Below are 19,453 nucleotides of genomic sequence, written 5' to 3' on the forward strand. Positions count from 1 at the left end.
TGTATATGCACGTTGACACCATAAGTGTTAACAAATTGATAAAAACGCTGTTAATCTAACGGCGTTTTTTTTATCTTATAGCCTTGTTTTTGTCTTCGGCGACCCCAATCAAGACAACATAATTAGTTTATAACTCGTATATTAAAATTTTCTCAAATTCCATGGAGTATTACATGAGTGATGTAAGGCATTGCCCTCTTTTGATCTTAGGCTCAGGTCCTGCTGGTTATACCGCCGCAGTATACGCTGCGCGCGCCAACTTAAGTCCAGTAATGATTACGGGTATGCAGCAAGGTGGTCAGTTAACCACAACGACCGAGGTCGAGAACTGGCCGGGTGATGCAGACGATCTTACAGGTCCACTGCTAATGGAACGCATGCAAAAGCACGCAGAAAAATTTGATACAGAAATCATTTTTGATCACATTGATGACGTTGACTTCTCTAACCGCCCTTTCCGTTTGAAAGGCAGTAGTGGTGAATACACCTGTGACGCGCTAATCATTGCCACCGGGGCATCTGCGCAATACCTAGGCTTAGAGTCCGAAACTGCCTTTATGGGTAAAGGTATTTCTGCATGTGCAACCTGTGACGGTTTCTTCTACCGTAATCAGAAAGTTGCCGTCGTGGGTGGTGGTAACACGGCTGTTGAAGAAGCTTTGTACCTATCGAATATTGCGTCAGAAGTACACTTAATTCACCGTCGCGATACATTCCGCAGTGAAAAAATTCTCACTAAGCGTTTAATGGACAAAGTTGAGAATGGTAATATCGTATTGCATCTGGACCGCACATTAGATGAAGTTCTTGGTGACAATATGGGCGTTACCGGTTTGCGTTTAAAAGACACAAATTCTGACGCTACCAATGAAATCGAAGTTGCCGGTTGTTTCATCGCGATTGGCCACAAGCCAAACACCGGAATATTTGCCGGCCAATTGGATATGAAAGATGGTTACCTCACCATTCAATCTGGTACCGAAGGCAATGCGACACAGACCAGTGTCGAAGGTGTGTATGCTGCGGGTGATGTCGCGGATCACATTTATCGTCAAGCAATTACATCGGCGGGCTCGGGTTGTATGGCCGCCCTTGATGCCGAGCGATACTTAGATGCTTTAGCATCAAGTAAGTAGGTCGAGTTAATCTATGCAACAGATCCTGCATCGCCTGTCGAGTCAGGATCTTTCGTTTCCGCCAATCAATCAGGCATTAACCGAGCCAAGTGGTTTACTGGCGGTTGGCGGCGACTTATCTCCTCAAAGAATTGTTAATGCCTATTCTCAAGGCATATTTCCCTGGTTTTCAGAAGGTGACCCAATTTTATGGTGGAGCCCAGATCCCAGAGCAATATTGCCCCTCAAAGAACTTCGCATTAATCGTTCATTAAGAAAATTTCTTAAAAAATCGCCCTATCAAGTGACACTCAATCAGGCCTTCGATGAAGTGATTGAATATTGTTCCGATGCGCCTTTTCGGAATGAAGAAACCTGGATAGTCCCGTCAATGATGTGGGCTTACCAACAATTGCACCGTCAGGGAATTGCCCATTCCGTAGAGGTTTGGCATGACAGTCAATTGGTGGGTGGTTTATATGGTATCGCCATTGGCGGTTTTTTTAGCGGTGAATCCATGTTTTATACCGCTGAAAATGCCTCGAAAGTGGCGTTAATCGCGCTGCAACGGCATTTAATGAAGCAAAACATTGGTTTTATTGACTGTCAGATCCAAAATCCATTTTTACAATCAATGGGGTCAAGGGAAATTCTAAGAGAAGACTTTTCGAAGCTCCTTAAACACGCCATACAATGTGATATCAGTGATGATTGCTGGCTCCCGAAAACATTGAAACTCGAAAATTAAGCCGTGATTCTTTATAGTGAAGGTATTGTCACTTTTACTAGCGACTATTTCCGCGTGGGAACATTGCGGTCGATCACCATAGAGTTGGGCCCATGATAGACTGACACCGCGCCGCCGGGCACTTAAACAGAGCAAGTTAATGAACGAGCAAAAGAAATTCTTTCAATTTGGTTTAACCCAGCACTTCCCCTGCAATTATTTGCCTGAGCAAAAAGAACGACTCATGGTTGTTATGAATCAAGAGTTATTGACCAATGAAAACTACCAAAGATTGCTGGAAGCTGGTTTTAGGCGCAGTGGTAATCAAGTTTATCGTCCCCATTGCCAGCGTTGCGATGCCTGTGAATCGCTTCGAGTCCCAGTCAAAGACTTCACCCTGTCAAAAAGCCAGAAGCGTATTTTAACGACCAATAGAGACATTAAGGTGAATATCAGCTCGACCGAAAAAGAGCACTATTACCCACTTTATGAGCGTTATATCAACACGGTACATACCGATGGCGGCATGTATCCAGCCAATAAAAACCAATACGACAATTTTATATTCAGTAACAAAATTTCCCAATTATTTATCGAGCTCTATCTGGACGATGAACTGGTGAGTGTCGCGGTCACGGATCACCTGCCGGGCGCTCTTTCTGCACTGTACACCTTTTACGATCCCCGTTTTCCAAAGCGTTCTTTAGGGAAGTTATCCATATTGAGTCAAATCGAAGTCACTAAAACATTGGGGAAAGAGTTTCTTTATCTCGGTTACCAAATCGACGCCTGTTCGAAAATGAACTACAAAAATAAATACTTTCCCCACCAACGACTTAATCAAGAGCGCTGGCAAAAGATAAATAAATAGCGCATTGACTTTACAAACAGCTCGCTTTTGGGCATGATCTGCGCAGCAAATTTTTATGCAGACTTTTTAGAGGATTAACGCTTAGATGGCGAAAGAAGAAAATATTGAAATGCAAGGTACGGTTTTGGACACGCTTCCAAATACCATGTTTCGTGTTGAATTAGAAAACGGCCACGTTGTAACCGCACATATCTCAGGTAAAATGCGCAAAAACTATATCCGTATTTTAACTGGTGACAAGGTTACTGTTGAACTAACACCATACGACTTATCTAAAGGTCGCATTATTTTCCGCGCCAGATAATCCCACGGCCAGAACGGCTGAAGTAGAAAATTTAAAAACCCCGCAATTGCGGGGTTTTTGTTGTTTATCACATAACTAAATTTTTTAGCTGCAATAAAAAAGCCCGGAACAATATCCTGGGCTTTTTGATGCCTTGGCCATTTATGCTACGAACCAAAACATCGCGTCGGCACTATCTCGCGATCAAGAAACAAGCTCTTCTTTCTCTTCAAAGTTAAACACGAGCTTTTCTTTCTTCTTGTCGACATCAACTTTTGCGACCCCACCTTGCATCAGTTGGCCAAACAGCAATTCATTAGCAAGCGGCTTTTTCAGCTGCTCCTGAATCAATCGCGCCATCGGACGAGCACCCATCGCTTTATCATAGCCATGCTCAGCTAACCAGCCACGAGCCTTTTTACTGATCTCTAAAGAAACACCTTTATGATCAAGCTGTGCCTGAAGTTCAACAATGAATTTATCGACAACCTGTTCTATCACGTCCGTTTGTAAATGATTGAACCAGATGATTGAATCCAGACGGTTTCTAAATTCCGGTGAAAATACCCGATTAATTTCAGACATCGCGTCAAAACTATGGTCCTGTTGTTGGAAACCAATCGACTGACGTGTTGTTTCTCGTACACCTGCATTGGTTGTCAATACCAGGACGACGTTGCGAAAATCCGCTTTACGGCCGTTATTGTCGGTCAGTGTGCCATGGTCCATCACCTGCAACAGAATATTATAAATGTCAGTGTGGGCCTTCTCGATTTCATCGAGCAATACAACCGAATGCGGATGTTTGATCACAGCATCCGTTAACAACCCACCCTGCTCATAACCCACATAGCCTGGAGGTGCACCAATCAAACGACTGACCGCATGTTTTTCCATATATTCGGACATATCAAATCGTAGCAATTCAACCCCGAGGATTTTCGCCAATTGATTGGTCACTTCGGTTTTACCGACACCGGTAGGACCTGAGAACAAGAACGAACCTACCGGTTTTTCTTCATTGCCTAAACCCGCTCGGTTTAAACGAATAACCGAAGTTAATCCATCAATCGCTTCATCCTGACCAAACACAACCATTTTTAAATTACGATCAATGTTCATCAAATTGTCTTTTTCTGTCGAAGATACCGATTTTTCCGGGATCCGAGCGATAGACGCAACAATGGCTTCAATCTCACCAATATTGATGGTTTTTTTGCGTTTGTTGGCGGGGACAAGTTGTTGTTTCGCACCAGCTTCGTCGATCACATCAATCGCTTTATCCGGCAAGAACCTGTCATTAATATATTTGGCCGATAATTCTGCTGCGGCTTTTAGCGCTTTATTCGTGTACTTCACATTATGGTGTTTTTCATAACGTTCTTTCAAACCTTGCAAAATTTTTGTGGTTTCATCAATCGAAGGTTCATTAATATCAATTTTCTGAAAACGACGAGCCAAAGCGCGATCTTTTTCAAAGATTGTCTTAAATTCCTGATAGGTAGTTGAGCCCATACAACGCAACTTACCGGACGACAACAAAGGTTTTATCAGATTAGAGGCATCCATCATGCCACCAGAAGCCGCTCCTGCGCCGATAATGGTATGAATCTCATCAATGAATAGAATCGCATGCGGATCTTTCTCAAGTTCCTTTAACAGTGCTTTAAAGCGCTTCTCGAAGTCACCCCGATATTTTGTCCCGGCAAGCAATGCTCCCATATCGAGCGAATAAATAGTCGCATCCAACAACACTTCCGGTGCTTTTTCTTCAACGATAAGCTTCGCTAAGCCTTCTGCAATCGCGGTTTTACCGACACCTGCCTCGCCAACAAATAATGGATTATTTTTACGACGACGACTCAATACCTGCACAGCACGTTCCAATTCAAGTGAACGACCAATCATCGGATCTATCTGCCCTAGCTGCGCGGCTTTGTTAAGGTTTTCTGCATAGGCATCGACATTTTTATTGTCTTCATCAATGCTGATCGCATCATCATGTTCAATTGTTGGCTCAGCAGAATGGCCTTTAGAAATACCGTGGGAAATAAAATTGACGATATCTAAACGCGTAATGTCAGATTTTTTCAGGAAGTATGCCGCCTGGGATTCTTGCTCACTAAAAATCGCAACCAGAACGTTGGCACCGTTGACTTCCGTTTTCCCCGAAGACTGGACGTGGAATACCGCACGCTGTAGCACCCGCTGAAACCCGAGGGTTGGTTGCGTTTCTTTATCTTCCTCTCCCTCCTGAATCACCGGTGTGGTTTCGGAAATGAAGGTGTTTAATTCCAATTTTAGCTTGTCGAGATCACCACCACACGCTTTAATCGCTTCAATCGCTTCTGGATTTTCCAGCAAAGCAAGCAATAAATGTTCAACCGTCATAAATTCATGGCGAGAATCTTTAGCTTGACGGAAAGCCAGATTTAAGGAGATTTCTAGTTCTTTATTTAACATTAACGTCTTGCTCCATACTTTGGGGGAATATTACACCTGTTCCATGGTACACATTAGTGGATGTTCATGCTTACGGGCAAAGCGACAAACTTGATCAACTTTTGTTTCGGCCACTTCTGCGGTAAATATGCCGCAACTTGCTTTACCCTTATAATGTATTGTTAGCATAATTTGCGTCGCTTGATCAGTATCCATGTTAAAAAATTTACTTAAAACTTCAACCACGAAATCCATTGGCGTGTAATCATCGTTTAAGATCATGACACGATACATGGATGGACGCTTTATTTTCTCTCGCTGTTGTTCCTTTACGACACTATCAGTGTCGTCGAATTCTTTAGCTTTACTCATACAAAATATATTTGCCTTTACTATATCTATTATAAGAAAGATTTAAAAAATCAAAAAAACCAACAATTTATCTTGACTAATTTTTTGAATAATCTAAATTTTTAATTGTGGCTACTTTTTCGCCACGCCCCCTACCAGTAATTTACTGATAGAAATACTTTAATGATCATGTGAGATCGATTCAAACAAAAATACCAATGTTTAAGAAGGAAGTGGAAGTATGGCTAATGGTACAGTGAAATGGTTCAATAACGCCAAAGGTTTTGGTTTTATTCGTCCAGAATCCGGTGGAGAAGATATCTTCGCACACTATTCTACAATTCAAATGGACGGCTACCGTACTCTAAAAGCTGGCCAAAGTGTTGACTACGAACTAAATGAAGGTCCGAAAGGACATCATGCTGCAAGTATCCGCCCTCTTGATATGGAAGGCGAACAACACTAGTCGAGCTTTTCAGTGATATACAGCAGGAGAGCGAACCTCTCTTTGCTGAATCCTGATTTAACGCTAACTACTGTAATCAATTCCTGGAAATGCACAAGCCTCAAAGCTTTGGTGCAAACACTCAGGAATGACACATAAAACAGATTATTGCCTTATTCTGTTTTGCGGCTTTCGCAGTAAAAGCCCCTTTCGCTTCTTGTCACCAAGTGAGCACAAAATATGTGTGTCTCACGTAAAAACAGAAAAGCCCCCACTTTTCGCGTCCTCAATAATCGCTGCAATATTAACGTAATGACCGCGATCCCTATGATTTCCTAATGCCGGCCGATTCACACGACTTCTTAAAACTATATAAGGCGGACTTGCCTTGATTACAAGCCTGAATATTGCAATGTGTTATAAATCAGTGATATGCGACATCCGCACTAATTTATTTGACCGAAAAAAAAGCCTGCAATCGCAGGCTTTTTGTTATCCGTTGCTGTACCTCTTAGCTAAGAGAGTCAACCACTTGATTTAACGTTGCGCTTGGGCGCATTGCGTCACTCGCTAAAGCGGCATTCGGTTGATAGTAACCTTGTACATCAACTTCAACACCTTGTGCAGAGTTAAGCTCGTTAACAATTGTCGCTTCTTCTGACGTAAGTTTTTCAGCCACTGGCGCAAAGATAGCCTGCAACTCAGTATCTTGAGTTTGCGCTGCAAGTTCCTGTGCCCAATACATCGTCAAATAGAAATGACTTCCACGGTTGTCAATCTGACCCACTTTACGAGCAGGTGACTTATTTTCCGCAAGGAACGTTGCAGTCGCCGCATCAAGCGTATCCGCGAGCACTTTCGCTTTGGCATTGTTGGCAAAACCACTTAAATGCTCAAAGGAAGCCGCTAATGCCAGGAATTCACCTAATGAATCCCAACGCAGATAATTCTGCTTTTCAAACTGCTGCACATGTTTCGGGGCAGAACCACCAGCGCCCGTTTCAAATAAGCCACCGCCATTCATTAGTGGGACAATGGAAAGCATTTTCGCACTGGTACCGAGTTCAAGGATTGGGAACAGATCCGTTAGATAATCACGTAAAACGTTACCTGTCACAGAAATCGTATCTTTACCTTCTTTAATACGCTCTAACGTAAAACGAGTCGCTTCGACAGGAGCAAGAATACGAATATCCAGACCATCAGTATCGTGCTGAGGCAAATAGGCATTCACTTTTTCGATAAGTTGCGAATCGTGCGCACGCTCAGGGTTTAACCAAAATACCGCAGGAGTATTGGAAGCACGTGAACGGTTAACCGCTAACTTCACCCAATCTTGAATCGGTGCATCTTTCACCTGACACATACGCCAGATATCACCCGCTTCGACGTCATGCTGCATTAATACATTACCGGCAGCATTTACTACACGCATCGTACCATTAGCTTTCACTTCAAACGTTTTGTCGTGTGAACCATACTCTTCGGCTTTTTGCGCCATCAGGCCAACATTCGGAACACTCCCCATAGTCGTCGGGTCAAACGCACCGTGTTTCTTACAAAACTCAATCGTTTCCTGGTAAACGCCAGAATAACAACGATCCGGGATCACTGCGATTGCATCTTGTAATTGGTCGTCTTTATTCCACATTTGACCAGAAGAACGGATCATTGCCGGCATTGATGCGTCAATGATCACATCACTTGGCACATGCAGGTTGGTAATACCTTTATCGGAGTTCACCATCGCTAAATCCGGTGCGTCGGTATAAACCGCATCTAACGCGGCAATAATTTCATCTTTTAACGCAGGTTCTAGCTGTTCAATTTTTGCATAAACATCGCCAATACCATTGTTAACATCAACACCAAGTTTGTCGAAAACATCCTGATATTTCGCAAATACATCTTTGTAGAAAACGGATACACAGTGACCAAAAATAATTGGGTCAGAAACCTTCATCATGGTTGCTTTCATGTGCAATGAGAATAAAACGCCCTGCTCTTTAGCGACTTGAATTTGCTCTGCTAAAAATGCACGAAGCTTATTTTTACTGATAAATGAAGAGTCGATCACTTCTCCGTCCTGCAATGCAAGACCCGATTTCAATACTTCGACATCACCGGATGCAGCAACAAATTCGATATTTACCGTTGTTGCCTTATCCACGGTGACAGATTGCTCACTGCCAAAGAAATCACCATCGGTCATGCTCGTAACGGTAGATTTTGAATCCGCAGACCAAGCGCCCATCGAATGTGGGTTGTTCTTTGCGTATTGTTTTACAGAACCTGGCGCACGACGATCAGAGTTACCTTCGCGCAATACCGGGTTTACGGCACTGCCCAGCACTTTCGCATACTTGGCACGAATGGTTTGCTCTTCATCCGAAGTGGGTTCTTCGGGAAAATCAGGTAACGCGTAACCTTTAAGTTGAAGTTCTTTAATCGCTGTTTGCAATTGTGGGATGGACGCACTGATATTTGGCAGCTTAATAATGTTTGCTTCCGGAGTTTTTGCCAACTCGCCTAATTCAGCAAGTGCATCGCCAATTTGTTGCTCATCCGTTAAATACTCAGGGAAATTTGAGATAATTCGACCCGCTAAAGAAATGTCTTTAGTCGTTACTTCAATGCCTGCTGTGCCAGCAAACGCCTGAACGATAGGTAAGAAAGATTGAGTCGCTAGTGCCGGCGCTTCGTCGGTAATAGTGTAGATTATTTTAGAATTCTCGGAGGTCATACCTTGTCCTTTGTTTAACGCCTTTTTCCAGGCGCTACTTTAAACGAGTTAGGTCTGCTAAGTGTTGCGTACCGCTTTGATTCGATTCAAAAACTGCGAAACAAGTCTATCCCTTTATATTCATTTTTACGCAGAGAGATATCCTTGCCCAAACGTTGAGTGAATCTTAAAACGCCTTTGGCAAAAAACTAAACCAGCCCTTTTTCTGTCGCCGCGAAACCCCAGTTCCAGTCATTTCAATATGGTGATCGGACACAATTAAACTGCCCTGTTGTGATACAGGAGAGCCAAAACAGGCATTTCAGTTCGGGTTTATATGGCGAGCGCGCGTTAGTATATCAGCATGCATTTAATTAACATAGCCTTAACTTTGCTCCAGGTTTAAAACAATTTGGAAGAACTTATAACCCTAACTTTGTGTAATTTGCTACCATAGATTCTTTAGTATTCGCCAATCAATACCCAAGTAAACTTCTATGGAAAAGCCAAGAACTAACGCTCGTCTAAACGAAAAGCGTAACGAAAAACGAAACCAACGTGGTGGCTCAACGCAGCAAAAGCCACACAACAAATTTCGTGGCCGTATTGTTGATAAAAAGTCAGTTAAATCTCGCCCAAAACCAGAACAGAGCATCATTGTGCTGTTTAACAAGCCTTATGATGTATTAACTCAGTTTACCGATGATCAAAAGCGCGCAACCTTGAAAGACTTTATTCCGATTGCCGATGTTTATGCGGCGGGAAGATTAGATAAAGATTCTGAAGGATTGCTTGTGCTTACCAATGATGGTGAACTGCAGCACAAATTGGCCAACCCAAAATTTAACAAAGCCAAAACCTACTGGGTACAGGTTGAAGGTGAAGTAACTAAAGATTCAATAGCGTCATTGCGAAATGGTGTTGAGTTAAAAGACGGGTTAACCCGCCCCGCCAAGGTTAAGCAAATTGCAGCGCCCGAGATATGGGAACGTAGCGTCCCGATTCGCGAACGAAAAAACATTCCCACGACCTGGTTAGAAGTTATCATTACAGAAGGTAAGAATCGCCAGGTAAGGCGCATGACAGCCCATGTTGGAAACCCAACATTGCGTTTGATTCGTGTGTCGATGGGCCCCTATTCTTTAACGGATATTGCGCCTTTAGGATCAATTAAGCCCGGGCAGTACGTGGAATTACCAACAACCAGTCACCAACCATTAACCAACACAGGAAGTAAATCCCGTGGATGATCATCATTTGCAATTTAAACCCAATACCACAGTCGCTGCAATCATTCATCATAACGGTAAATTTTTAATGGTAGAAGAATGGCAGGATGGACAATGGGCGTACAATCAACCTGCAGGTCATTTAGAAGCCAATGAATCGATACTCGATGGTTTAAAACGGGAAGTCGTCGAAGAAACCGGATTACACGTTTGCCCGGATGCGTTGTGCGGAATTTACTATTTTCATCTACCACGTTCAGATCTGTTTTATTTACGATTTTGTTTTGTTGTCGAATTGGATGCCTGGCTGCAAACACAACCTCAAGATGCCGAAATTAATCGAGCGATTTGGATGAGTTTTGAAGAAATCCGTGCAAAATCTGAACAATTACGTAGTCCTATGGTACTTAATGGGATAAACGATTACCTTGCAGGAAACACTTACCCTTTATCCCTGTTAAAAAACTATGTTTAGTCGCGATGCATAAAGGCGATATGCAAAGGCGATATACAAAGGTGATTAAAAAAGACGTATAACAAAGACTAAACTGCGTTCCGTATTGTTAGCCTTCATCTAACGAACCGAATACAACCAGCGAATTCAAACGTTCTAACTCAAACAAGCTTTCTCAAACGAGCTAAATTTAACCACTGACAAAGGTATTTCGTTCGTACATTTGTCGATAGTGCGCCAAGTTTTGAGTAAACAGGATCGTTTGCAAATTCGTTACATTTTCACGGGGTGGCCGAGACAAAAATCGAGACATTTTATCGATAATGTTTCAAAAAATTGGCCTTTATCCGGATGGAAAAAAACGACTCTATACGAGTACTTAGTGCGTCGATTGATTGTGAAAGCCGTAAACACATTTTTTAATTTTTCATCGTTCAATAAGATTTAGCAATAATAATGCGTTAGCCGTTATTTCATGTTAAAATTCGCGCCATTTTTTAACTGGTTGGGAATTACAGTCCTTGAGTACAACAGCTAACCGTGATCTTAAAGTTATCGTCGGCATGTCCGGCGGCGTTGATTCTTCCGTTTCGGCCTATCTTCTGAAGCAACAAGGCTATCAGGTGGAAGGCTTGTTTATGAAAAACTGGGAAGAAGACGATGACGACGAATATTGTGCAGCGGCGGAAGATTTGCAAGATGCACAAGCGGTTTGTGAAAAATTAGGGATAGAGCTTCACACCATTAACTTTGCCGCAGAATACTGGGACAATGTATTTGAATATTTTCTTGAAGAATACAAAGCGGGTCGCACTCCAAACCCAGATATCATGTGTAACAAAGAAATCAAATTCAAAGCCTTTTTAGAGTTTGCTTGCGAAGATCTAGGGGCGGACTATATCGCCACGGGTCATTATGTTCAGCGTCGCGAACACGATGGCAAATTTCAAATGATACGTGGTCTGGATAACAACAAAGATCAAAGCTATTTTTTATATACATTAAGTCATCAACAGGTTGCGCATACACTGTTTCCTGTAGGCCATCTGGAAAAACCAGAAGTTCGGGAAATTGCTGAGCGAGAAGGTTTGATCACCCATGATAAAAAAGATTCTACCGGAATTTGTTTTATCGGTGAGCGCAAATTTAAAGATTTCCTCGGCCGTTATCTACCTGCTCAACCCGGAGTCATTGAAAATTGCGAGGGACAGGCAATAGGTGAACATGATGGTTTGATGTATCACACGCTTGGTCAACGCAAAGGTTTACGAATCGGTGGCTTAAAAGATGCTGGTGATGAACCTTGGTATGTTGTTGAAAAAGATATGAAGCGCAATGTGCTGATTGTCGGTCAGGGGCACAATCACCCTCGCCTGTTTTCCAAAGGCTTAATCGCAAATCAATTACACTGGGTTGATCGCGAGCAAATAGAGGTTGGTAAAAGTTTTCGTTGCACGGTAAAAACTCGATATCGCCAACATGATGTTGCGTGTCTTGTAACTCGTGTAAATAATGACGAGTACGAAATCATGTTCGATGAACAACAAAGCTCTGTGACGCCAGGGCAATCGGTTGTGTTTTACCAGGACGATGTGTGTTTAGGCGGCGGCATTATTGATATCTTGATCCGGGATTTTGATGCCGTAGAATGAACCGTCTACCCACGAATAATTAACACGTATTTTCAACATGATAGAAGATAAACCATAACAATTACGCTGTAGGTTATATGAGACAACAAACCTTAACATTCGCTGCAATATGTCAGGCCGCTGCCATGATCCAAGGTATTGCCCGAAAAAATCAACTGGACGAGCCTTTGTTTGAGTTGATGCTGAACTCTATTGTGATCACAGATCCCAAAGATTCCCTGGAAGTCTATGGTTCCGATATCGCGCATTTGAAAAAAGGCTTGCAACTCATCGTCAGCCAACTTGGCGATACAACTGCTGAAAAAGATCCAGAGATTACTCGTTATATCGTCAGCATGCTTAATTTAGAGCGACGATTGCAAAACAAGAAGAAAGATCTCGCCAGTCTTGGTAGCCGCATTGATCAATGTCAACGCCAGTTAGATCACTTTGAACTTACCAGCGACACTATGATTGCCAATTTCGCCAATGTTTATATTGACGTGATCAGTCCTTTAGCAACTCGCATCCAAATCGCTGGTGAACAATCAATTTTAAAGCAGGTCGGTAACCAAAACCGTATTCGTGCTTTGCTCCTGTCAGGTATCCGAGCTGCGGTACTTTGGCGACAAATGGGCGGTAAACGCCGAGTTATTTTATTTCGCCGACGCCAGGTAGTGGCAGAAGCTCAAAAATTATTAAAGTCTATACATTAATTAGGAACCTGATATGGAACTTTCAAGCATCAGTGCTATTTCTCCGGTAGATGGTCGATATGGCAGTAAAGTTAAAGCCTTACGCCCGATCTTTAGTGAATTCGGTTTGATTAAATACCGAGTAACGGTTGAAGTACGTTGGTTACAAAAACTTGCTGCTACTGCAGAGATTGCTGAAGTGCCAGCATTCTCTGCCGACGCAAATGCCGTTTTAGATGCAATCGTTGCAAACTTCAGTGAAGAAGATGCGGCGCGCGTGAAAAATATTGAAGCGACAACGAATCACGATGTTAAAGCGGTTGAGTACTTTTTAAAGGAAAAAGTCGCGGATAATGCTGAGCTAAATGCAGTGTCTGAATTCATTCACTTTGCTTGTACTTCAGAAGACATCAATAATCTGTCTCATGCATTAATGCTCAAAGATTGTCGTGAATTGGTCTTGTTACCGGTTCTTGATGAAATTTTAAATGAGATTAAGAACCTAGCGATAGAATACAAATCGATCCCAATGATGTGTCGTACCCATGGTCAACCAGCAAGCCCAAGTACAATGGGTAAAGAAATGGCCAATGTTTACGTGCGTTTGAAACGTCAGCGTGATCAAATTGCCGCGGTTGAATTTCTTGGAAAAATCAATGGTGCCGTTGGTAACTACAACGCGCATTTATCTGCCTACCCTGAGTTAGATTGGCATGAGTTTTCAGAAAGCTTTGTTAACAGCTTAGGTATTACCTGGAACGCATTTACCACTCAAATCGAACCGCACGATTACATCGCAGAGCTTTTCGATGCAGTGGCTCGTTTCAACACCATTTTGATTGATTTCGACCGTGATATTTGGGGCTATATCGCCCTGGGTCACTTTAAACAAAAAACCATTGCTGGCGAAATTGGTTCTTCAACCATGCCACACAAAGTTAACCCTATTGATTTTGAAAATTCAGAAGGTAACTTAGGTATTGCCAATGCGTTGTTTGCCCATTTAGCGCAGAAACTTCCTGTTTCTCGCTGGCAGCGTGACCTTACCGACTCTACTGTGCTTCGTAATCTGGGTGTGGGTTTTGCGCACTCTTTGATTTCTTATCAAGCCACGTTAAAAGGTATCAGTAAACTGGAAGTTAACGAGCAAAGCCTACTTAACGAGCTGGACTCAAACTGGGAAGTATTGGCAGAGCCTGTACAAACCGTTATGCGTCGCTACGGTATCGAGAAGCCTTATGAAAAGCTTAAAGAGTTAACACGAGGCAAGCGCGTGAACGGCGAATCAATGCGTGCATTTATCGAAAATCTTGAATTGCCTCAACAGGCAAAAGACGAATTGATTGCCATGACACCGGCAAGCTATATCGGTCGTGCGATTAGCTTTATTGACGAATTATAAATCGTCAAAAATGACATCACGAAAAGGCTATGAATCATCATAGCCTTTTTTTATGCTCTGATCCCCCAACCACATATGCAGACTTAGTTACAAAGAATCGAAAGACTCAACGACCTACCACGCTTTAAAAATTTCCACTACCAAATCACTAATCATCACTAACAAGATACCCAAAAATGGCACTTGAACACCGGGTTAGGCTTTCAACCTTAACAGGACACCCACCATAAAAATCGGCCTATTCTCACCAAATAGGCGATTAATTAGAAGGAGAACTCAAAGAACAACGTCCGAGTATATTCGAACAAAAATCGTAGATAGCACATTTTAACTGCTCTACAGCAGAAGAATTAACTATTCCCCCTCCTCCTATGCCTAGTGGAATTCTCCAAATTGCCCGCCCCAATTGATATGGGTGTCTTGTTAGCGTGGGTGTCTTGTTAGCGTGGGTGTCTTGTTAGCGTGGGTGTCTTGTTAGCGTGGGTGTCTTGTTAGCGTGCGTTAAGAGTAATTTGAGGCACAGGTCGCCTTCTACGGATAGAAGCCGGTCTTTGCTTGAATTGAATATTCATTTGTACGAATCGGGTTTTGGCATAATTGCTAACGGCATAAATATCTTCTCCGTCCCTGATTTTTTTAACGTTGACGTGTATCCTATAGCCATTGATTTTTAATGTTGTAGTAAAACCATGATCATCGAATGGAAAGATCTTACCCCTGAACTTTTTCTTGAGCAGTATTGGCAGAAAAAGCCATTACTAATCAAGGGAGCATTTCCCGATTTTAATGATCCAGTAGATCCGGACGAGCTTGCTGGGCTCGCCATGGAAGATATGATTGAATCTCGTATCGTTCAGCGCTTAGGAAATGAATGGAACGTCGAACATGGTCCGATTCCCGATTTTGAACCGTTTGGTGACGAAAATTGGACTTTGCTTGTGCAAGCGGTAAATCACTGGTTTGAAGATGTTGATTCACTCATCACGCCATTTCGATTCATTCCCAATTGGCGCATAGACGATGTTATGGTAAGTTTCTCAACCCCGGGTGGCGGTGTTGGACCTCATCTCGATCAGTACGATGTTTTTATTATTCAAGGTAGTGGTAAACGTCATTGGCGCGTCGGTAAACCAGATCATGGATTACAAAACCTATTGCCACACCCAGATCTAAAGCAGGTATCCGCTTTTAGCAGTTGTATTGATGTTACAACGGAGGCTGGGGATTTACTCTATATCCCACCACACCATCCCCACGACGGCGTGGCCATTGATAATGCAATGAACTATTCCATAGGCTTTCAAGCGCCAAATCCTCAGGAATTGTTTGGAGGACTCGCCGATTACATGCTTGATGAAGACCTGTACGGTAAACGCCTTGACGATAGTCAACGTAGCTACACTGACAGTCCTGAACATTTAAGTACAAAAGACTTCCAACACATAAAAAATCAAATGCAGCATGTGTTAAATAATGAAGATATGTTAGAAGACTTTCTTGGTCAACATTTAACGAGTGTCCATCACGCCCTCGATGTAGGGTTGCCCGACGATCCTATCTCCATCGATGAATTGCCTGATATCATTGAACAAATCATAGAAGATGATGGCGCTCTAGAACCCGTGTTAGGCATTAAAACGCTTGTGATTGAGCAACGTAAACTTTTCATTAATGGCGAACGATTTGCGATCTACGAAGAAACTCACGATCTCGCCTTTGCGATGGCAAATAAGCAACACCTTAATTCAGAATTGTTAAAAAGCGCGATGAGCAATTTGAAAAACCTGGAGCTGTTAACTAGGGTTATTAATATAGGACTTTGGCAGTTGGCTTGAGGTGAGTAGTGCGCTACAAAGTGAATGTTGTTCGTTGGCAGCAAGCCGAACGACAATTAAAATCTGTTCGCGAAAAAGTTTTTTGTTGCGAACGGCGGATCCCCTACGACGTAGAATTTGATCAGCAAGACAGAAAAGCCCACCACGTTCTGGTGGTGGATGAAGAAACCCAAGAAGCCATAGCAACCGGTAGGATCACCAACAATGGTGAAATATCCCGAATTGCTGTGGTCATTTCAAAACGAAAGAGTCCGGTAGGTAAAGAGGTCATTCAGGCCTTGGTCAAAATTGCCCGAAAGAATCAATTGAACGAAGTGTATATCAATTCCGATTTGGACGCCGTCAGCTATTTTGCCAGTCATAACTTCCGCCCAGTAGGGGCAGTTTTTATGGAAGCCGGAATACCCAGACAACGAATGGCCTGTCCCATCCGGGAAATCGATTTTAAAAGATTCTATTTAAGCCATTAACCTTGATAGAATCTTCGTTTCTCTGGGCGTTGAGAATGTCGACGATTAGCCGTTTTTCCAAACGCTTTCGTCTTCAAACATCTCATACAGACTTTCGGCTCGGGAAACCAGTAAGCGGGCAAACTCAACTTGTGCAGGTTCGTTTGCAGCGCGCCCGATATTTTCCGCCTGTAATTGCCATTTCATCGCAAAATTTCTTACGGCTTCACGACCATCAATCGCGGCAGCGACCGGAATATGGTCAGCGGGTAAATCACCACAAATCACCCAATAATTTTCTTTTTCATTGGTCTGTAGTTTCCACACCGCGAATAGTGGCGCGATATAACGGCTATCTTCCGTCGTAACCGAAGTGACAACCATGCCCTTCTCTGCCATGTATTTCGTTGCTTTTTGGTATTGTTCACGCACCCATGCGCTGCGTTGTTCTTCGGTAAATTCGCCAGGATTGCTCATACGAGGCCTCATAATGAAAAAATTTTCGCCCATACTCGCTGAAAATGTTGATAATCTCAAGTACAAAATGACGAATTTGCTTGTAGTATTAAATGAACAGATCCAAAAAAAAGAATTTATTGCTATATATGGCCTGAAGCGAGTGAAAGTGATATTGTTCGCGCAATTTTTACCGCTTAAATTTTCAGAGATTTGAACTCTGTAAATTACTCTGTACTGAACAATAAAATGGAGAAAAGTGTGGCTCTTTTTGATCTCGTCGATTTTGATCACCACGAACAGGTTGTGTTTTGCTCTGATGAACAAACCGGTTTAAAAGCGATTATCGCTGTACACAATACAAACTTAGGTCCTGCCGCTGGTGGTTGCCGATTTTGGGACTATGCCAACGAAGATGAAGCATTAAAAGACGTATTGCGTTTATCAAGAGGCATGACCTATAAAAATGCGATGGCTGGATTACATTTAGGTGGTGGTAAGGCTGTAATTATCGGCAATCCGAAACAGCTTAAATCAGAAGCCCTGTTTAAAGCATTCGGCCGAGCGGTCAACAATTTGGGTGGACGCTACTATACAGCAGAAGACGTAAATATTACGACTGCTGATATGGCGATTGTGAACCAAGAAACCCAATTTGTTTCAGGTCTTGAAGGTAAAAGTGGAAATCCTGGCCCATTTACGGCACTCGGCACTTTTCTAGGCATTAAAGCCGCAGTCAAATTTAAGTTAGGCAAAGACGACTTAACCGGCATCAAAGTTGCGGTACAAGGTTTAGGAAGCGTAGGTTATTCTCTGTGTGAGAAACTGCATCGCGCTGGCGCCATACTCGTCGTTACCGACATCAATCAAATTGCGCTCGATAAAGCCCAAACAGAACTGAATGCAAAGGTCGTTGGCCTTGACGAAATTTATGCTCAGGATGTTGATGTATTTGCCCCTTGTGCACTTGGCGCCACAGTAAATGATCAAACCCTGGCACAATTTAAAGCGACCATAATCGCGGGTTGCGCCAATAACCAATTGGCTGAAGCTCGTCACGATCAAGCGTTAATGGATCAGGGAATTCTTTATGCACCAGATTACGTGATAAATGCCGGAGGTATCATTAATGTCGCATTGGAAATTGGTGAAGAGCCCTACTGTGCCAACCAAGCGACCAAATTGGTTGAAGATATCTACAACACTTTAATGAAAGTATTTAGCAAGGCACATGAAGAAAATCTTCCAACAGGATTGGTCGCGGATAAAATGGCAAGAGACATTATTGCCAATGGCCATAAATAACGTCATTAGTCGCCACTTCAATTAAATAAAATCCCGTGCTGATACGGGATTTTTTATTTCATATTTTCATACCGATTAAACGGCAAGAAATTCGGTATTACGAACCGTCTGTATTTCTTCACAGCACGGATAATGTTTTCAAGTCATCGACGAGTACCTGGGCATATCCAATGGTCAGAAAAACTTCTAATGCCACACTGATTAATATACTGGCATTTACACGCTTCGCTTGATACTCCTTAACGCCAAGCATCGCCAACACAACCATCGCAAACAAAAGCCCTGCTGAAATCGCTAGCCGTAGCTGCGAAAGTGGTGCTGTCCTGGCTAGCAATAAAATGATCGCAATGCCGAGATAAGCAGTGCCAAGACGACGTCCGACAACGACGGTTTCACTGTGTACCTGCATGCCCCACCTTCGAATCAATACAGGTGCAAAGAATAACCACCCCACCCCTAAAATGAAGGCAGCGACAGCAGTAACGGTGACAACGAAACTAAAGCTCATAATTACATCCTTCTGACTATTTGTCGCACAGCAGCGAAGCCTCGGGTTATACAAATAAAGCGGTAAATAAACAGCAAAAGATAAATTTCATTATTTAGCCAGTTGATGTTGAGAATACGAAATTGCCCAGTAATAGGAAATTCACCAACGAACCAGAATGAGAAAATTATGCCTTGCACTAACCTAACGACAAACCAGGCAAATAACGCTGACACGCAATATAATAAATTGCATATAGCCCTTTAGATGACTTTTTTGTTTACTTTGTCGGAATGTCCGAGAGATTTATCTGGCGCAATAACATCACGAACGATTTGTTTTAGTTCGGTGATTTCTGGAAATCGGCCTTGTTCTTTTCGCGACCAGATAAGAACGTCATTGGCAATCACTTCAAAAATTCCCCCGGTCCCTGGCTTTAACGTCAATTCGCTGACTTCGCCATCAAAGGTGGTAAGGATCTCTTGCGCCATCCAGGTTGAACGAAGCAACCAACGACATTGGCTACAGTATTTGATCTCAATTTTATTCATAAT

Annotated in this window: 19 protein-coding genes; 13 read left to right on the forward strand and 6 right to left on the reverse strand. The window is 42.7% G+C overall.

What is annotated here, in order from left to right; translation table 11 throughout:
* Nucleotides 1–173: 173 nt before the first annotated feature.
* The 4 genes from trxB (at nucleotide 174) to infA (ending at nucleotide 3,017) form a co-directional block, all read left to right on the forward strand.
* Nucleotides 174–1,136: a thioredoxin-disulfide reductase gene (gene trxB / locus FE810_RS06115; protein WP_138319150.1), complete on the forward strand. Its 963-nt coding sequence runs from the start codon at nucleotides 174–176 to the stop codon at nucleotides 1,134–1,136.
* 13 nt (nucleotides 1,137–1,149) lie between these two features.
* Nucleotides 1,150–1,863, forward strand: coding sequence for a leucyl/phenylalanyl-tRNA--protein transferase (gene aat / locus FE810_RS06120; RefSeq protein ID WP_138319151.1), 714 nt, complete (start codon nucleotides 1,150–1,152; stop codon nucleotides 1,861–1,863).
* A 139-nt stretch (nucleotides 1,864–2,002) separates the two neighbouring features.
* A complete protein-coding gene (locus FE810_RS06125) occupies nucleotides 2,003–2,713 on the forward strand; it encodes an arginyltransferase (protein ID WP_138319152.1) in 711 nt (236 codons plus the stop codon).
* 85 nt (nucleotides 2,714–2,798) lie between these two features.
* Complete coding sequence (infA, locus tag FE810_RS06130) at nucleotides 2,799–3,017, forward strand: translation initiation factor IF-1 (protein ID WP_011043571.1); 219 nt, start codon at nucleotides 2,799–2,801, stop codon at nucleotides 3,015–3,017.
* Between the two features lie 183 nt (nucleotides 3,018–3,200).
* On the opposite strand, the gene clpA is transcribed toward infA, so the two are convergent.
* Entirely contained in the window at nucleotides 3,201–5,459 is a 2,259-nt protein-coding gene (clpA, locus tag FE810_RS06135; RefSeq protein ID WP_138319153.1) for an ATP-dependent Clp protease ATP-binding subunit ClpA, read from the reverse strand.
* 30 nt (nucleotides 5,460–5,489) lie between these two features.
* Complete coding sequence (clpS, locus tag FE810_RS06140) at nucleotides 5,490–5,810, reverse strand: ATP-dependent Clp protease adapter ClpS (protein WP_138319154.1); 321 nt, start codon at nucleotides 5,808–5,810, stop codon at nucleotides 5,490–5,492.
* 220 nt (nucleotides 5,811–6,030) lie between these two features.
* Here clpS and cspD point away from each other — a divergent pair, with 220 nt between their 5' ends.
* Nucleotides 6,031–6,255 carry a cold shock domain-containing protein CspD gene (gene cspD, locus FE810_RS06145; protein ID WP_138319155.1) on the forward strand — a complete coding sequence of 75 codons (225 nt, stop codon included), beginning with the start codon at nucleotides 6,031–6,033 and terminating at the stop codon, nucleotides 6,253–6,255.
* Nucleotides 6,256–6,745: 490 nt separating this feature from the next.
* On the opposite strand, the gene FE810_RS06150 is transcribed toward cspD, so the two are convergent.
* On the reverse strand, nucleotides 6,746–8,977 hold the full coding sequence (locus FE810_RS06150) for an NADP-dependent isocitrate dehydrogenase (RefSeq protein WP_138319156.1): 2,232 nt from the start codon (nucleotides 8,975–8,977) through the stop codon (nucleotides 6,746–6,748).
* 476 nt (nucleotides 8,978–9,453) lie between these two features.
* On the opposite strand from FE810_RS06150, the gene FE810_RS06155 reads away from it, so the two are divergent.
* From FE810_RS06155 to FE810_RS06185, 7 genes are all read left to right on the forward strand, one after another.
* Complete coding sequence (locus tag FE810_RS06155; protein WP_138319157.1) at nucleotides 9,454–10,206, forward strand: pseudouridine synthase; 753 nt, start codon at nucleotides 9,454–9,456, stop codon at nucleotides 10,204–10,206.
* Nucleotides 10,199–10,660: an NUDIX hydrolase gene (locus FE810_RS06160; protein ID WP_281278325.1), complete on the forward strand. Its 462-nt coding sequence runs from the start codon at nucleotides 10,199–10,201 to the stop codon at nucleotides 10,658–10,660. The genes FE810_RS06155 and FE810_RS06160 overlap by 8 nt, the downstream gene beginning before the upstream one ends.
* A gap of 500 nt (nucleotides 10,661–11,160) precedes the next feature.
* Nucleotides 11,161–12,291, forward strand: a complete 1,131-nt coding sequence (gene mnmA / locus FE810_RS06165) for a tRNA 2-thiouridine(34) synthase MnmA (RefSeq protein WP_281278326.1) — start codon at nucleotides 11,161–11,163, stop codon at nucleotides 12,289–12,291.
* A 77-nt stretch (nucleotides 12,292–12,368) separates the two neighbouring features.
* Complete coding sequence (hflD, locus tag FE810_RS06170; RefSeq protein ID WP_138319158.1) at nucleotides 12,369–12,986, forward strand: high frequency lysogenization protein HflD; 618 nt, start codon at nucleotides 12,369–12,371, stop codon at nucleotides 12,984–12,986.
* 13 nt (nucleotides 12,987–12,999) lie between these two features.
* On the forward strand, nucleotides 13,000–14,367 hold the full coding sequence (gene purB / locus FE810_RS06175) for an adenylosuccinate lyase (RefSeq protein WP_138319159.1): 1,368 nt from the start codon (nucleotides 13,000–13,002) through the stop codon (nucleotides 14,365–14,367).
* Between the two features lie 689 nt (nucleotides 14,368–15,056).
* Entirely contained in the window at nucleotides 15,057–16,202 is a 1,146-nt protein-coding gene (locus tag FE810_RS06180) for a cupin domain-containing protein (RefSeq protein ID WP_138319160.1), read from the forward strand.
* An 8-nt stretch (nucleotides 16,203–16,210) separates the two neighbouring features.
* Entirely contained in the window at nucleotides 16,211–16,672 is a 462-nt protein-coding gene (locus FE810_RS06185) for a GNAT family N-acetyltransferase (RefSeq protein WP_138319161.1), read from the forward strand.
* A gap of 45 nt (nucleotides 16,673–16,717) precedes the next feature.
* On the opposite strand, the gene FE810_RS06190 is transcribed toward FE810_RS06185, so the two are convergent.
* A complete protein-coding gene (locus FE810_RS06190) occupies nucleotides 16,718–17,128 on the reverse strand; it encodes a DUF4826 family protein (RefSeq protein ID WP_212744478.1) in 411 nt (136 codons plus the stop codon).
* 240 nt (nucleotides 17,129–17,368) lie between these two features.
* On the opposite strand from FE810_RS06190, the gene FE810_RS06195 reads away from it, so the two are divergent.
* A complete protein-coding gene (locus tag FE810_RS06195) occupies nucleotides 17,369–18,412 on the forward strand; it encodes a Leu/Phe/Val dehydrogenase (protein WP_138319163.1) in 1,044 nt (347 codons plus the stop codon).
* Nucleotides 18,413–18,530: 118 nt separating this feature from the next.
* On the opposite strand, the gene FE810_RS06200 is transcribed toward FE810_RS06195, so the two are convergent.
* Nucleotides 18,531–18,920, reverse strand: a complete 390-nt coding sequence (locus FE810_RS06200; protein ID WP_138319164.1) for a hypothetical protein — start codon at nucleotides 18,918–18,920, stop codon at nucleotides 18,531–18,533.
* A 242-nt stretch (nucleotides 18,921–19,162) separates the two neighbouring features.
* The gene (locus FE810_RS06205; RefSeq protein ID WP_246036931.1) at nucleotides 19,163–19,450 is read right to left on the reverse strand and encodes an Rdx family protein; all 288 of its coding nucleotides are present in this window, start codon (nucleotides 19,448–19,450) and stop codon (nucleotides 19,163–19,165) included.
* Between the last annotated feature and the right edge of the window lie 3 nt (nucleotides 19,451–19,453).

This window comes from Thalassotalea litorea (assembly GCF_005843925.1).
Taxonomy (GTDB): Bacteria; Pseudomonadota; Gammaproteobacteria; order Enterobacterales; family Alteromonadaceae; genus Thalassotalea_A; species Thalassotalea_A litorea_A.